This is a genomic window from Flavobacterium amylolyticum (genome assembly GCF_048284335.1).
Lineage (GTDB): Bacteria > Bacteroidota > Bacteroidia > Flavobacteriales > Flavobacteriaceae > Flavobacterium.
On the sequence record NZ_JBLVPG010000001.1, the window covers coordinates 806,666 to 822,407 of the forward strand.

Sequence of the window (15,742 nt, forward strand, 5' to 3'; positions counted from 1 at the left end):
CTAATTAATGGTATAAAGTGATGTCCCGTTTCCGATTTTGACATCATAAATTTTTAATTCAATTCCAAAAGCCTCTTGATATAAATTAAAAAGTTTATTTTTTATAAGCTCTTCTTCCCCTTTTCGTATCAAATTTATCGTGCAACCACCAAAACCTCCACCCATCAATCGCGAACCTACTACTGCTGTTTCTTTTTTCAAGGTATTAACCAAAAAATCCAACTCAGCACAGCTTACTTCATAATCCGCAGACAAGCCTTCGTGTGTTTCAAACATTAACTGCCCTAAAGCTTCAATATTGCCATTATCTAAAGCTTTACAGGCTTGTATCACCCGACTGATTTCTTTAACAACAAAATGACTCCTTTTATATACATTCTCGGTCATTCTATTTTTTATACTCAAAACCTGCTCTTCAGTACACTCTCTAAAACTATTGATTTCCGGGAAATTATCCCTAATTATGGAAAGACCTTCCTCACATTCTTCCCGTCGGGTATTGTAAGCAGAGCTGAAGAGAGAATGTTTCACATTGCTATCGAATAAAACCAATGAAAAATCACTAAAATCAGCTTCATGGTACTCAAATTCTAAGGTTCTGCAATCAATCTTTATCACCTTATTTTCCAGACCCATTACGCTTGAAAACTGATCCATGATTCCACAATTGATTCCCACCCAATGTTCCGCTTTTTGCCCCATTAAAGCAATATCAATGGGTTTTATATTTAAATTAAATAGTTCATTTAAACCAAATAAAAAGCCACATTCTAAAGCTGCCGAAGAAGACAAACCAGATCCAACTGGAATATTACTGCTAAAAACGCAGTCAAAGCCTTCCAATTTAAAACCATGCATTTTCAATTGATTCAGAACCCCGCGGAAATAATTAGTCCAAACACTTTCTGTAGGTGTCTGTTCTTCATTAATATCAAACTCAAATTCGTCATTCAAATCTACCGCAACAATTTTAGCGTTATCCGAATTGTTTTTTTTAAAAGCAAAACAAATAATTTTATCAATCGCTGCGGGCAGAACAAAGCCATCGTTGTAATCAATATGTTCTCCTATAATATTAATTCGACCAGGAGAAAGCACTATTTTCCCCGGAGATGAACCAAAAATTTGTTGAAAAAAATCAGTTGTTTTTTGTATTAAAATATCATTCATTTTCCTTAAATTACTGTTATTTTGAAATTGTTAAAGTATTCAATTTTAAAAACTTACTTGCTATTTAGAGTACAATTTTATTTATTTAATAGATACTAAGGATAACTTACCACTCCTAAGCCCAGCACCATTTACTTCCAATTTTATAGCGCCAGCAGTTGTGGTCGATTTTACAAGCACGACAAGCTTTCCGCTAAAAAGTTTCATGGTTTCTTTATGAAACATTTCGAGTGAAGTAGCATCACCATTGCAGGCAGCTCGGTAAGTCCCCGCCCCTGAAACCTTAAATCTTAACTGATTAGTCGCCGTAGGACAAAGGATTCCCTTTCTATCAACTACGGATACCGTTACGAAAGATATATCCTCGCCATTGGCAGTGATAGTTTTCCTGTCAGCATCTAAAACAATTTGATAAGGCTTGCCGGCAGTACGTACTTCTTCTTCAGCAACCGCTTTACCATTGTCATCAAAAGCCACCACTTTTACCGTTCCTGGTTCATATTTTACATCCATCCACATTAAGCGGTAGCGATTCTGGGGAGTACTATTATTTTTTTTCTGCACTCCCATACTTTTGCCATTAATAAAAAGTTCCGCACTGTTGTAGCTGGTATATACAAAAACAGGAGTTATCTCTCCTTCACGCCCCTCCCAGTTCCAATGAGGCAAGATATGAAGGGTTGACTCCTTCGTATTCCAACGGCTGCGGTATAAATAATAGCGATCCTTAGGTAAACCCGCTAAATCATTAATTCCAAAATAAGAACTTCGAGACGGCCAGCTTTCATCATAAGGAGTAGGTTCGCCTAAATAATCAAACCCAGTCCAAACAAACTCGCCAATCACCCAAGGTTTATCATCCTGAAGTACAAAATCTTCATCGGGTACATTAGACCAGCTACAGGCCTCTAAATCATAAGAGGAAGACTGAAAATCTAGATATTGTTTCATTTTTTCCTGAACCACAGGGAATTTATAAATCCCTCTGGAGCTCACCGTTGACGCTGTTTCTGAACCTAAAATAAACCCTTGCGGAAATTTCGCAAAGGCCTCCTCATATAAGTGTACCCGATAATTCAATCCCGGAACATCTAGCACAGCGCCAAAACCAGATTCCATAGTCGCTTTTACCTGATCCATACCAACCGTTACCGGACGTGTTGGGTCTTCTCTATGAAATAGTTCCTGCAGCCATTTGGCGCGTTTTACACCCGCTTCTCCCCATTGATCCGGCACTTCATTTCCAGAACTCCACATCACAATAGAAGGATGGTTTCTTGTTGCCTGAACTAAATTTACGATGTCTTTTTCGGCATACTCCTCAAAAAAACGATGGTACCCATTTTCTACTTTTGGCAATACCCATTCATCAAAACTCTCCGCTAGAAACATAAAACCCATTTCATCCGCCAACTCCAATTGCTCGAAAGAAGGCATATTGTGCGAACTGCGAATCGCATTACAACCCATCTCCTTTAAAATCTTCATTTGCCTGCGCAAAGCAGCTTTATTTACGGCAACTCCGAGGGGACCAAGATCGTGATGCAAACAAACTCCTTTAAATTTGGTTATTTTTCCATTCAGACTAAAACCTTTATTGGGCTCGTATTTTATTTCTCGAATTCCAAAACGGGTTGAAATTTCATCTTTCAGTTCTTTTCCAACATACAATTGGGAAACCGCTTTATACAAATAAGGCGTTTCGGGACTCCATAATTTTGGTTTTTCTACTTTTATGTTTTGATCAAACTCCTTTCCAAATGGTATCGCCGACTCCTCTAAACTTAGTTCATTTCCTTCGGCATCAAAAATAGTAGTGATTAAACGAGTGTTCACTCCAGAAAATTTAGTCTTAATATTGACTTTGGCTGCTGTTGAACTTATAAAAGGTGTCGTTACAAACTGTCCCCATTGGTCAATGCTTTCGTTATTTTTTACAATAATGCTTACATTTCGATACAAACCGGCACCAGGATACCAGCGGGAAGCAAATTCTTTATTGGTTAGTTTTACGGACAATGTGTTGGCTCCTTCTTGTATAAATTGGGAAACATCAAAATAAAAATAACTATAGCCATACGCCCATTCACCTACTTTTTTTCCGTTTAAGTACACTTGAGGTTCGCTCATGGCACCTTCAAAAAGTAAAATTATTTTTTTCCCTTTTGAATCTTTAGGCAATGTAAATGTATTGCGGTACCAGGCTGTTCCAATATGCGGCAACGCCCCTGTTCGTCCCGTTTTTTCGGTAGCAACATTTTCTCCGTTTTGAACAATCGCAACCTTTTGTAGGTCTACATTTTTATCAAAAGGCCCGTAAATAGCCCAATCATGCGGAACGGTTACGGATTCCCATTTGGAATCATTAAATTTTACTGTATGCGCCTCTTCAAAATCACCTTTTTGAAATTTCCAATTCGCATCCAACGCTTTAACGGCTCGTGTTTGAGACAAAACCATTTGTGTAAATACTAAAAACACAACAAGAATACGTGTCAATTTCTTCATTTTTAAACCTATAAAATTATTCAATATTTATGCAATTAAATTTGTTCCTCTCTATTCTCCTGCTTCCGCAAAAGGCAGAATCAAAACTATTCTTTAAACGCATCCAAAGCTATTGACGGTTTTCCGTCAGACTCCCAAGCGCTCAGGGAATAACCGCTCCAACTTTTTTCTCCTTGTGGTTCCCAATAGATTACGCCAAGTCCTTTATTATTTGGTACCGCTTTGACTACTTTGATTGTTGCTGCTACCATTTCATACGTATTTTGCACTTTGTCATATTCGCCACCAACTTCTACAACCATCACTTCTTTATCATATCTGGCCACCATATCATTCAAATTATTGGCTAAATCCGCTATAGTTTCCGTGTAGTCTTTCTTGATCCAAAAAGGGTAGTACGACAGCCCTATTACATCATACTTTACATTATTTGCTTTGGCATTATCAAAAAACAATCTAAATTTTTCATTATTATTCCCTTCGTCAAGATGAACGATTACTTTAATTTTAGGATCAATCGCTTTTGTAGCTTCATAGCCTTTGTTAAGTAATTGTGCCAATTGATTCCAATTTTTAGTACTTCCTTCGGGCCACATCATACCTCCAGGAATTTCATTCCCTACTTGAACCCATTCCGGAGTAACTCCAGCTGATTTCAATGCACTCAAAACGTCAAAAGTATGATTGTAAACATCCACCATTAACTCCGGAAAAGTATGATTTTCCCAAGCTTTTGGTTTAAATTGTTTACCAGGATCGGCCCACGAATCGCTGTAATGAAAATCAATCATGATGCGCATTCCCATTTGCTGAGCTCGTAAAGCCGCGACAACCGTTTCCTCTTTGTTGCAGTGCCCACTGGCTTTATCATCATTTGGATTTACCCAAACACGCAAACGAATGGTATTTATCCCTCTGTCTTTCAACAATTGCAAACAATCTTTTTGTGAGCCATCAACATCGTAGAACCTGTATCCAGTGGCTTCCATTTGTGGCAACCACCCCACGTCAGCCCCTTTTGCAAAAACAGCTAACTTTGAATTTGAGTTTACAGTATTCATTTTCGAAGTACAGGATCCAAATAATAAGGCAAATCCAAATAATAGTCCGGCTAATTTTATTGTGTTTTTCATTATATTAATTATTAAAAACTTGAATTACAGGCAACACTTTTTTGTCAAAATCATAGAGGGCCTGATTTTCAAAAGACGACCCATTTGTAGCTTGATTCCCTTTGAAAGAAATCCATTCTCCGCCCCAATAAGCAAACCCCAAACCATATTCTGAAGTTTTTACACTGTTTTTTATAGCCAGGATGAAGTTTTTTTGTCCTTCGGGAGTGGCAGGATATCCTGACACTAATTGTGAATCTAACCCAACTATATTATTGGTCCAGTCATTATAACCCAATGTAAAAGGATAAGCTGTCTCAGCAATCAATACTTTTTTATTGAATGTTTTCCCCAGAGCATCAATCGTATTTTTTACCATAGCCACCTCTTTTCCATGCCACACTGGATAATAGGAGAACCCTATATAATCATAATCGATACTTTTCATTTTGGTAAAAAACCAGTTGGTATCTCCTGAATTTACACCTGCATAATGAATGATAATTTTGGCATTTGGCGCTTTAGCACGAATTGTAGCACTTGCAGTTGCTAATAAGGCCAGACATTGTGCTTCTTGATTAATTAAATGTCCTTGTGGCCACAGCAGTCCAGTATTAATTTCGTTTCCAATTTGAATAAAATCCGGATTAATTTCTGCAATGATTGTCGATGTGTAATTGGCAACAGCCGCTTTCAAATCCGTAAAGGATAAATTTTTCCATTCTGCTGGAGTCGTTTGATTTCCTGGATCTGCCCAAACATCAGAATAATGCACAGTCAGCCATACTTTCATACCCGCCTGTCTCCCGCGTTGTGCTAAAACTTTAACTTCAGCCATGCCTGAATGTGCATTTGTAGGATTTTTCCAAAGCCTAATTCTGATGGTATTACACCCTGCATTTTTTAAAGTTGTAATCATGTTTTCAGCTTGCAGGTTGTTGTATAAAACAACTCCCGAATTTTCAATTTCAGGCAAAAATGAAACATCTGCTGCTCTAATAAATAAATCTGCTACAACTGGTGGTGTAGTTACAGCCACAACCTCTGGATCATTGCTTGAGCATGAAAAAAGAATTCCGAGCAATAGTAACCCACCAAGTATTGATACCTGTCTTTTCATATTAAAGGGATTTGAATTTATAAACCGTTTTATGGTGATATAGATCCCCTTTTCTCAAAACTGAACTTGGAAAATACTCGTGATTGGGAGCGTCAGGAAAATTTTGTGTTTCAAAACAAATGCCGCTCACTATATGATAATCCATATTTTCTTTCCCTTTTAAAGTATTGAAGCAATTCCCTCCAACATAAATATGCACGGCCGGCTGGTTCGTATACACTGACATTTTCAGATTATTCCTTTTATTAAAAAGTGATGCCGAAAATTCTTTTTCTTTATTTAAAATAAATGTAGTATCAATTTTAGCAGGACATTTTCTAGCGGCAGTAAAATCAAACGGACAATTAGATACGTTCAAGAATCTTCCCGTAGGAATGTTCTTGCTTGTGGTTTCCAATATTCTTTGAGAATTAACTCTTACTTCTTGATCCAAAATTGTTGATTGATGGCCATCCAGATTAAAATAACTGTGATGGGTCAAATTTACTATCGTATCTTCCGTGGTGGTGGCCGTATACTCTACAATCAATTCATTTTCCTCTGATATTGTATAGGTCAATTCTACTGCTAAATCACCTGGATAATTTTCTTCTTGATCAGGACTGAGATAAGACAATGTAATTGATGGATTTATACCCGTATTTAAATTTTTTACTTTCCAAATTTTTTGGCTAAACCCTGACTTACCTCCATGTAGCGAATGCTCATTATTATTTTTATGCAACTGAAAAGCTTCCTTATTTAATAGAAATTTACCTTCGCTTATTCTCCCGGCGAACCTTCCTACAGTTGCTCCAAAATAAGGTGCACTTTCCAAATCAAATGATTCTATGTAGGCGTCCAAAGTTTCAAACCCTAAAACTACATCTACAAGTTCACCACTTTTTAAAGGAATTTTTAATGCAGTTAAGGTTGCACCATAATTAGTCACCTTCAATTGCATGCCACTTTTATTGGTTAACTGATGAAGAGATACCGCTTCACCATCTGGCATTAAACCAAATAATTCTACTATAGAATTAGCTTTAAAATGTGATATGTGTTTTATTTTCATAATTTGATTGTGAAATATGAATTCCAAATGTAAAATAATTATTAACAATAGCATACCAGTACCTACCAGTTTTTGTATCTTGCATAAAAAATCATTTCTTTATGAAAATCATTTCAATTCTAAATAATCTTGGAGTTCCTAAATACCGCCAAATAATTATTTCAGTCGAAAAGGCAATTGAAGTAGGCCAAATCTTAAAAGGCGATAAACTACCCTCAGTCAATAAAGTTTGCTTAGAATTCTCATTGTCACGCGATACGGTTTTACAAGCCTATGAAGAATTAAAGAAAAGAGGCATTATTTATGCCATTCCAGGCAAAGGATACTATATAAAAAGTATAGAAATCACTATAAAACAACGAATATTTTTACTTTTTGATGAATTGAATATCTTTAAGGAGGATATTTATAATTCGTTTCTGGAACACATTGGAAAGAATGTTCAGGTAGACATTTTCTTCCATCATTTTAACACTCCTGTTTTTCGAAAATTGATAAACGATAGTAACGGCATTTATACTAAATACATCATTATGCCTACTAATTTATCAGAAGCCGCTACAATCATAAAAACCCTACCAGTTAATGACGTTTATATATTAGATCAAACCAATCCAGATTTGAAATGTTTTCCCGCAGTGTACCAGAATTTTGTTAAGGACATCTATGACGGTTTACTGAAAGGAAAATCTAAACTTAACAAGTACGAAAAATTGATTATGATTTTTCCTGGATTTCGAGAGCCGTTGGGAATGAAAATTGGTTTTGAGAATTTTTGCAAGGACTTTGATTTCCATTATGAGATCATAACGGAGTTTAGCAATAGGGAAATAAAAAAAGGGGAAGTGTATATTATTCCGAACGATCGGGATTTAGTGCGTGTAATTGAAAAATCTAAACATCAGAAGCTACTATTAGGCAGCGATTACGGTATTATTTCATATAATGAAACCCCATTAAAAAAAGTAGTCGAGAATGGAATCACTACCATATCGACTAATTTTGAGGTGATGGGCAAAATTCTGGCTCAAATGATTTTAGAGGGTAAAAAAGAACAAATCGAGAATAAGAGTGCTTTGATTATCAGGAATTCGTTGTAATATAAAATCAAAAAAACCGCTTCTTTCGAAGCGGTTTTTGTACCCGGAGCCGGAGTCGAACCGGCACGGTTTCCCACAGGTGTTTGAGACCAGCGCGTCTACCAATTCCGCCATCCGGGCTTAGCTAGACATGAAATAACGACAGTTATTTCAACGCAATAAAAGAGGTGATTGTGTTTAAATCAACCATCAATTCCTTTAACACGGTGCAAATGTAAAAAATATTATTAAATGTTCTACTAAAAATACTTAATTTTTTCCTTTCAGAGTTGAATAAATTTTATAAATTTGCACCTCGGTAAAACGAAACACACTAACTAACTACAAAACAACAAATTAATGTCACACCTAGAACCAGAAGCTAAAATTTTTGCTTGTTCACAAAGTGTCTATCTTGCAGAAAAAATTGCTGAGAAATACGGAATTCCGTTAGGCAAAATCACCATGTCAAAATACAGCGACGGTGAATTTCAACCTTCTTATGAAGAGTCTATCAGAGGATTACGGGTTTTTATTGTCTGTTCTACTTTTCCAAATGCAGATAATTTAATGGAATTGTTATTAATGATTGACGCTGCAAAACGTGCTTCGGCCAGACACATAACGGCAGTAATTCCTTACTTTGGGTGGGCAAGACAAGATAGAAAAGACAAACCAAGAGTTCCGATAGGAGCTAAATTGACGGCAAAATTACTAGAAAGCGCTGGAGCTACACGAGTAATGACTATGGATTTGCATGCAGATCAAATTCAAGGATTTTTTGAAAAACCAGTAGATCACCTTTTTGCATCGACTATTTTCATACCGTATATAGAAAGTTTAGGGTTAGACAATTTAACGATTGCTTCACCAGATATGGGAGGTTCTAAAAGAGCCTATGCGTACTCAAAATTTTTAAATTCAGATGTGGTTATTTGCTACAAACAAAGAAAAGAAGCAAACGTTATAGATACCATGGAATTAATTGGTGATGTAAAAGGCAAAAATGTAATCTTAGTAGATGACATGATTGATACAGGAGGCACTTTGGCGAAAGCAGCTGATTTAATGATCGAAAAAGGAGCCTTAAGTGTAAGAGCAATTTGTACCCACGCCATTTTATCCGGCGGTGCTTACGAAAAAATAGAAAACTCGCAATTGAGCGAATTAATAGTTACCGATTCTATTCCTTTGAAAAAAGAGTCTAACAAAATAAGAGTGTTGAGTTGTGCGCCTCTTTTTGCTGAAGTCATGCACATGGTGCACCACAACAATTCCATTAGTGGAAAATTTATAATGTAAGACATAGCCGTAAAGTCAAATGTCTTAAAGTTTTAAAGTCATGCTGACAGCCTAAAGCTAAAAGCCAAACAAGTAATATTATTTAATAACTATATTTTTTTTACAATGAAATCGATTACAATTAAAGGATCAGAAAGAGAAAGCGTGGGCAAAGTTGCGACTAAAGCCTTACGTAATGCTGGATTGGTTCCTTGCGTATTATACGGAGGAAATCAGGCAGTTCATTTCTCAGCAGAAGTTATGGCTTTCAAAAACTTGGTTTACACTCCAAACGCTCATACAGTTGAGATCGATCTTGGTGAAGGAAAATCATTCAATGCCATTTTACAAGACATTCAGGTTCACCCGGTGTCTGACAAGATTTTACATATTGACTTCTTTCAATTATTTGATGACAAAGAAATCACTATGGAAGTTCCTGTAAAAGTAACTGGAACTTCTAAAGGAGTTCTTGCTGGTGGTGTTTTACGTTTGAATACTCGTAAACTTAAAGTTAAAGCTTTACCAAAAAATCTTCCAGATTTTATTGAAGCTGACATTACTCCACTTGAAATGGGAAACAAATTGTACGTTACTAAATTAGCGAACGACAACTACAAATTGATTCACCCAGACAACACTGTTGTTGCTCAAGTAAGAATCTCTCGTGCGGCTATGAAAGCAGCTCAAGAAGCAGCGAAAGCAGCGAAAGCTCCTGTAAAAGGAAAGAAAAAATAATATTTTTTCAATCATTCAAGAAAGCATCAGTTGTAAAACTGGTGCTTTTTTTTTGAATAGTAGCGAAAAATTAGGCTTTTTAGGAAATAGATTTCCCGCTGTCATTCCAATCTTTTTTGAGTCGAAAAAAATTGCCTCAAAAAAAGGATTTTCCCTTCCATCGGGGCTAATTAGATTTTATAGTTTTGTTCTTGGGAGTATTCCAAAAGATTGGCCACTTCGGCTACCCACAAAACATTTTCTAACACAAGTTTACTTAATTAACAGATTAAGTCTATTTTTGCAGCATGATAAAATGGATTTCAAATTTATTCTCATCAACAAAAACAGGCGACACTACACATTGTATGAAACCTGAGGTTCACGAACACCAAAAAAACAATATAGAAAGCGTGAGTAAGAAATTTCTAATAGTTGGACTCGGTAACATTGGCGCCGAATATGTAAACACAAGACACAACATCGGTTTTAAAATTGTCGATTTTCTAGCCCGAAAAGAAGGAATCAGTTTCGAAACTGTAAAACTGGGTGCTCTAGCCGAATATAAATTTAAAGGAAGAACTTTTTTTCTTTTAAAACCCAATACCTACATGAATTTGAGCGGCAAAGCCGTACAATACTGGATTGACAAGGAAAACATTCCTTTGGAAAACATTTTAGTCATCACAGACGATTTGAACCTTACCTTTGGAGCCATTCGCATCAAACCAAAAGGAAGCGACGGAGGACACAACGGATTAAAGAACATCAATCTGATCTTGAATACGCAAAACTACACGAGATTCCGTTTTGGGATCAGCGATGAATTCAAAAAAGGAAAACAAGTTGACTATGTCTTGGGAGACTGGGACGATACTGAAAAAGCAGCACTCCCGGAGCGATTAGAACTAGCTTCAGAAATTATAAAATCCTTTGGAACAGCCGGATTAGAAAACACTATGACCACATTTAACGGAAAATAACGAAAGAAAAACAACTCCTTCTTTCAACGTTATTTTCCACTATTTGATCACTATTTTCCTAACCTCTTTTCTGTCCCCATCAATTACCGTCAGGAAATAAAGACCTGGAGAAGCATTTTTTAATTGTATGTTTTCATTAAAACTAGGCTTGTTTTGAAATTCATTTTCAAAAAGGTTCCTTCCTAATAAATCATAGACCATTACCTTCACTTCTGCAGAGGATTTAGTGGTAAATTGAACATTAAAATTCCCTTTATTGGGATTTGGATACACCACAAAATCATTGATTTCAAAGTCTGGTGTTCCTAAAGTATATGTTTTGGTACAAATTGTTATTGATGCTGAGTCTATAGTTCCAACATCATTTTGATCTAAATCACGAACGCGTAAAGTCCAATTTCCTTGCGGACTTATCCCATTAAATGCAGATAACAATTCAAATGGCGCTACGGTCTGAACCGTAGCTACTCCACAATCAAGAGGAGTTCCTAAATCATCATAATTCAGCACTAAACTGCGACTTGAAGAACCACAACTTCTCTCAAATAACTTCACGACAGTTCCTTGTGGATTTACAACCTCTATTTGCACATCTGACAAAAAGGTATGCGTAAAAGCAACCGAAAAATTTACATCGGATATGACATCAGATGTAGCTGGTACGGTAATTGTTCGGGTGGCATACGTAGTAGATTCGGGTATTGGAAATGGGGTGGAAAAAGCATACGTACTACAAGAGGAAGCAACAGAATAACCAATTGCAAAAGATTTACTATTTAAAGCATAATAAATATTTGCTGTTGGCTCAATTAAAATTCTGCAATCTTTAGCCGTTACATTTGGAACCGTAATAATTTGCGAACCATCGTTGGGCGTATTAGAAGCCAACACCGTTGTAAAATTTAATCCTCCGTCAGTTGACAGTTTTATATTCACATTTGCTGAACCAATTAAAGTGCTGGAGTTATTTACACTCCAAGTCACCGTCTGAGTCGTTCCTGATAACCAACTTAAATTTTCGGTGTTTTGTGACGTTACTGCAAATGGGCCTACTGTCCCACTAACATTTACCACCATTTCATCCGTATTAGTTTGCGCTGTCCCAAGAGCTGCATTATCCCTGCCCGTTAATGTAAAAGTAAGTGTCCTTTCAATTGTAGAGACAGACTCCCAGGTCGTTGTAAGTTTGTTGGCCAAAACCGAAACAAAAGCAGGCATATAGCGCACCGGTGAACTACTGGGATAAAAAGATCTAAAATTAGGTCCATTGATTTTTGTAGGGGATGCAAAACTAAAATCACCGTCTTCATTTACTGAAGGATTTATAGTATTGACAGCCGTATCATTTTGTTCCCAACAATAAGTAACCACATCACCATTTACATCAGATCCAGTACCTTTCAAAATAAATGCAGTACCGTTAGGAATGGTATAATTTGGGCCCGCACTAATTGTTGGTGGGTCATTATTAATAACAGTACTCGTAGGACACGTTTTAGACAAAAGATTTTCTTGTATTTGCTTAATGCTTGCATAAGCAAAATAATCATCTGAATTGTTTTGAACATTATAGCCCGCAGTAATTCCTGCATATCCCATAATTGTTGAACCACTGCCTGGCTCCACATTAACCCCTGTACCCTCAATTTCAAAAGAAAACGTGTGATTTGCACCTAATTGATGCCCCATTTCATGTGCTACAAAATCAATATCAAAAGTGTCACCCTGAGGAATTGCATTACTGGGTGACGTAAAAGCACTTCCTTTTGCAGTGGGGTTATCCACCGTAGGATTTACACACACACAGCCTATACAACCGGCGTTTCCTCCACCACCATCCGCACCAAATAAATGGCCAATATCGTATCCGGAATTTGTAATTGTAGCGTTTAAATTGTCCTGTAATTCTAGGTTCCATTTTCCAGCTACTCCTTCTGTAGCATTCGAATAAGGATCAGTAGCAGCATTTGTGTAGATTATGAGATTATTATTGGCAATAATACTCAGTTTTACAGCTAAATCTTTATTAAAAACCCCGTTAACTCTTGTCATAGTAGCATTCATAGCCGCCAAAGCATTTGCAACAGTCCCTCCATGGAACGCAGTGTACTCGCCCGTACAAGATAAAGCCAGTCTTAAGGTTTTAAAAACTTTATTACTAGCAACAACTTTACTAGTCTTGTTTAACAATTGCTTGTTTAAAACGACATCTTCCGTATTACAAGCAAAAGGCAAACTCCCTCGGGCTCTGCTTTTAGAGTCAAAAAGCACATAAATAGCATTATCTTTTGTATAAGGTTCAATAAATTCAGAGCCACTTTCCCCTCTTAAAACCATAGTCTGTATTCCTTTTGGAGAGAAACTGAAATAAAGAGAGGCATTTCTATCTGTTATTCCAATACCATTATAGGCTCTTATATTAGGATGTTGGGCTTGCAATTCGGGTTCAAAATTTGAAGATTCCCAAACCAAAAATTTTTCTAAATCTCCTTTCCTGTTAGGGATAGTAATTTCAATTCTACTCTGTTTTCCTTTTTTATTATGGAGTGATTCTAAAGAATTTTGGAGTGCAATTGCATTCAAATTGAACAATAACTGATCGTCCACACTTGGTTTACCAGTCACTTTATCAGCAACGGCAACTTTATCTTGAGCAATTTTTTTCCAAAAAGAACCATCTTGAGCCTGAACTCCCGAAATGGAAAAAATAATTATAAAAAATAGTATAATTCTTTTCATAATTTCATGATATTTAAACCTCAAAATTAAAGTATTTATGTTAATCTAGGATTCAATTAATTGATATTTTAAACCAATTACAAGCAAATTCAATGATATTTAATTTTTAAATCCATTTTTCCTGTTTTTTCTTGAAATTCTCTTGAAAATCAATTGTTCATACGGCTACTTTTAAAATAGATATCTTAAATTCGCACTATTATAAAACACATGCTTTGAAGATTTTTCATTCTATCGACGATTTCACTTCCGCTAAAAAAACAATACTAACTTTAGGTACTTTTGACGGAGTTCATATTGGGCATAAAAAAATTCTGGAAAAAGTTATTCAATCCCAGAGTTTCGGGACAGAAAAAGACAAATACGAAAGCTTAGTGCTTACTTTTTTTCCTCATCCCAGAATGGTTTTACAAGAAAAATCAGATATAAAATTACTGAATACCATACCCGAAAAAATAGATTTATTGGAAAATATTGGTGTTCAAAATTTAATCATTCATCCCTTTGACGAAAAATTTTCAAGATTGACTGCCGAAGCATTTGTTCGTACAATTCTCGTAGATCGATTTCATATCCAAAAAATAATTATTGGTTACGACCATCGATTTGGAAGAAATCGCACCGCAAATATTGATGATCTTGTCGCTTTTGGAAAAAAATACGATTTTGATGTCGAACAAATATCGGCTCAAGAAATAAATGAGATATCGGTAAGTTCTACCAAAATCAGACATGCATTACGCGAAGGAGACATATCATTGGCCAACAAATATTTAGGATATGATTATCTTCTGACTGGAATAGTTGCTAAAGGAAAACAAATAGGAAGGACAATCGGTTTCCCTACGGCTAACTTAAAAATTGAAGAAGATTACAAACTAATCCCTCAAAATGGGGTTTATATTGTAAAAAGTACAATACATCAAAAAACAGTTTTTGGAATGATGAATATTGGGTTTAACCCCACTGTTGATGGCGAAAAACAATCCATCGAAATTCATTATTTTGATTTTAATTCTGATTTATACAACACCAAAATAAGCATCTCCATACTACAAAGAATTCGCTCAGAACAAAAATTCAAATCGGTTGATTTACTAAAAGAACAACTTGAAAAAGACAAGAAAACAGCACTTGCTTTCTTGAATAATTTTTGATTTTTTCATAAAAATTCCCTTTTTTTCTGTAAATTTGAAGATAGTATACTGTTTATAACAAATGTATCTTTTTTAAAATTTTAAAACTAGCTGTATGAAACTACCTAAAGAATTAGTAAACGGACTTATAATTTTCATAGGAATTGGCCTATATTTCTTATTAATGGAGCTTTTGGGTCTAGCGGACATTTATTTATTACGTTTGTTCAATGTACTGTTTGTATTCTATGGCACTTACAAAACGATAAAATCTAATTTCGCTGAAGGGAAAGTCGTATTAGTTTCTAATGCTGTTTCTGCTCTATTAACAGCCCTAACAGGAATTTTCTTGAGTATTATTGGTTTAATTGTTTACAGCTATGCCAAAGGTGGAGACGCATACGTTGGGTCATTATCAAAAACGTTCTTATTTGGAGGTGAACCATCTGTAATGACATATTCTATTTCTTTACTATTTGAAGGAATCGTATCCGCTGTAATCGTTACATTTATCCTTATGCTGTATTGGGACACCCGTTATGCTTCAGACAAACACGGCGCTGAATCATAGCTAAGCTTACTGATTCAGCTTTAATTTATTTATTCAAGGTCGCAAAAGGCTATTAACTTGTTCTTTGCGACCTTATTATTTTCTATCTTTTTAAAATCTGCTTTACTTTCATTAGAAATTAAAGTAGTGAATAGAGTAGTACTTCAGTAACTCATAAAATAGAGGAACGTCAGTTTACAACTAAACCAATTTAGTCATAAAAACTTCGCAACAGGCTTTTCAATACTATTCCATTGGTTCTTTAGAACAATTTGACTACTTTTGATGCATCA

Annotated in this window: 12 protein-coding genes and 1 tRNA gene; 6 read left to right on the plus strand and 7 right to left on the minus strand. The window is 35.7% G+C overall.

All coding sequences use genetic code 11. The features are described from left to right. The 5 genes from galK to ACNQF9_RS03655 all read right to left on the minus strand — a co-directional run bounded on the left by galK (position 1) and on the right by ACNQF9_RS03655 (position 6,964). Complete coding sequence (gene galK, locus ACNQF9_RS03635; RefSeq protein WP_417958878.1) at positions 1-1,170, minus strand: galactokinase; 1,170 nt, start codon at positions 1,168-1,170, stop codon at positions 1-3. 81 nt (positions 1,171-1,251) lie between these two features. Next, positions 1,252-3,678: a DUF4982 domain-containing protein gene (locus ACNQF9_RS03640; protein WP_417989669.1), complete on the minus strand. Its 2,427-nt coding sequence runs from the start codon at positions 3,676-3,678 to the stop codon at positions 1,252-1,254. 86 nt (positions 3,679-3,764) lie between these two features. Further along, a complete protein-coding gene (locus tag ACNQF9_RS03645; protein WP_417989670.1) occupies positions 3,765-4,811 on the minus strand; it encodes a glycoside hydrolase family 53 protein in 1,047 nt (348 codons plus the stop codon). A 4-nt stretch (positions 4,812-4,815) separates the two neighbouring features. After that, the gene (locus tag ACNQF9_RS03650; RefSeq protein WP_417989671.1) at positions 4,816-5,910 is read right to left on the minus strand and encodes a glycoside hydrolase family 53 protein; all 1,095 of its coding nucleotides are present in this window, start codon (positions 5,908-5,910) and stop codon (positions 4,816-4,818) included. Between the two features lies 1 nt (position 5,911). Continuing rightward, a complete protein-coding gene (locus ACNQF9_RS03655) occupies positions 5,912-6,964 on the minus strand; it encodes an aldose epimerase family protein (RefSeq protein WP_417989672.1) in 1,053 nt (350 codons plus the stop codon). 101 nt (positions 6,965-7,065) lie between these two features. Between ACNQF9_RS03655 and ACNQF9_RS03660 the strand changes: the two genes are divergently transcribed. Then, positions 7,066-8,064 (plus strand): GntR family transcriptional regulator, encoded by a 999-nt coding sequence (locus ACNQF9_RS03660; protein WP_417958883.1) that lies wholly within the window; start codon positions 7,066-7,068, stop codon positions 8,062-8,064. A gap of 40 nt (positions 8,065-8,104) precedes the next feature. Here the strand turns inward: ACNQF9_RS03660 and ACNQF9_RS03665 are convergent. Continuing rightward, a tRNA-Leu gene (locus ACNQF9_RS03665) sits at positions 8,105-8,184 on the minus strand. Between the two features lie 219 nt (positions 8,185-8,403). Between ACNQF9_RS03665 and ACNQF9_RS03670 the strand changes: the two genes are divergently transcribed. From ACNQF9_RS03670 to pth, 3 genes are all read left to right on the plus strand, one after another. Further along, positions 8,404-9,345: a ribose-phosphate pyrophosphokinase gene (locus ACNQF9_RS03670; protein WP_417989673.1), complete on the plus strand. Its 942-nt coding sequence runs from the start codon at positions 8,404-8,406 to the stop codon at positions 9,343-9,345. Between the two features lie 105 nt (positions 9,346-9,450). Continuing rightward, the gene (locus ACNQF9_RS03675) at positions 9,451-10,062 is read left to right on the plus strand and encodes a 50S ribosomal protein L25/general stress protein Ctc (protein ID WP_417958893.1); all 612 of its coding nucleotides are present in this window, start codon (positions 9,451-9,453) and stop codon (positions 10,060-10,062) included. Between the two features lie 287 nt (positions 10,063-10,349). After that, entirely contained in the window at positions 10,350-11,024 is a 675-nt protein-coding gene (pth, locus tag ACNQF9_RS03680) for an aminoacyl-tRNA hydrolase (protein ID WP_417958894.1), read from the plus strand. 39 nt (positions 11,025-11,063) lie between these two features. On the opposite strand, the gene ACNQF9_RS03685 is transcribed toward pth, so the two are convergent. Next, complete coding sequence (locus ACNQF9_RS03685) at positions 11,064-13,763, minus strand: zinc-dependent metalloprotease (RefSeq protein ID WP_417989674.1); 2,700 nt, start codon at positions 13,761-13,763, stop codon at positions 11,064-11,066. A gap of 215 nt (positions 13,764-13,978) precedes the next feature. Here ACNQF9_RS03685 and ACNQF9_RS03690 point away from each other — a divergent pair, with 215 nt between their 5' ends. Both ACNQF9_RS03690 and ACNQF9_RS03695 read left to right on the plus strand, forming a co-directional pair. After that, positions 13,979-14,920, plus strand: a complete 942-nt coding sequence (locus ACNQF9_RS03690) for a bifunctional riboflavin kinase/FAD synthetase (protein ID WP_417958896.1) — start codon at positions 13,979-13,981, stop codon at positions 14,918-14,920. 94 nt (positions 14,921-15,014) lie between these two features. Beyond that, the gene (locus ACNQF9_RS03695; protein ID WP_417958897.1) at positions 15,015-15,470 is read left to right on the plus strand and encodes a hypothetical protein; all 456 of its coding nucleotides are present in this window, start codon (positions 15,015-15,017) and stop codon (positions 15,468-15,470) included. Positions 15,471-15,742 lie beyond the last annotated feature (272 nt).

Bases quoted from the DNA above. Each gene is read 5' to 3' on its own strand.
- pth (WP_417958894.1), top strand. From the start codon at position 10,350: ATGATAAAATGGATTTCAAATTTATTCTCATCAACAAAAACAGGCGAC.
- ACNQF9_RS03640 (WP_417989669.1), bottom strand. From the start codon at position 3,678: ATGAAGAAATTGACACGTATTCTTGTTGTGTTTTTAGTATTTACACAA.
- ACNQF9_RS03685 (WP_417989674.1), bottom strand. From the start codon at position 13,763: ATGAAAAGAATTATACTATTTTTTATAATTATTTTTTCCATTTCGGGA.
- ACNQF9_RS03650 (WP_417989671.1), bottom strand. From the start codon at position 5,910: ATGAAAAGACAGGTATCAATACTTGGTGGGTTACTATTGCTCGGAATT.
- ACNQF9_RS03660 (WP_417958883.1), top strand. From the start codon at position 7,066: ATGAAAATCATTTCAATTCTAAATAATCTTGGAGTTCCTAAATACCGC.
- ACNQF9_RS03670 (WP_417989673.1), top strand. From the start codon at position 8,404: ATGTCACACCTAGAACCAGAAGCTAAAATTTTTGCTTGTTCACAAAGT.
- ACNQF9_RS03655 (WP_417989672.1), bottom strand. From the start codon at position 6,964: ATGAAAATAAAACACATATCACATTTTAAAGCTAATTCTATAGTAGAA.
- galK (WP_417958878.1), bottom strand. From the start codon at position 1,170: ATGAATGATATTTTAATACAAAAAACAACTGATTTTTTTCAACAAATT.
- ACNQF9_RS03645 (WP_417989670.1), bottom strand. From the start codon at position 4,811: ATGAAAAACACAATAAAATTAGCCGGACTATTATTTGGATTTGCCTTA.
- ACNQF9_RS03695 (WP_417958897.1), top strand. From the start codon at position 15,015: ATGAAACTACCTAAAGAATTAGTAAACGGACTTATAATTTTCATAGGA.
- ACNQF9_RS03675 (WP_417958893.1), top strand. From the start codon at position 9,451: ATGAAATCGATTACAATTAAAGGATCAGAAAGAGAAAGCGTGGGCAAA.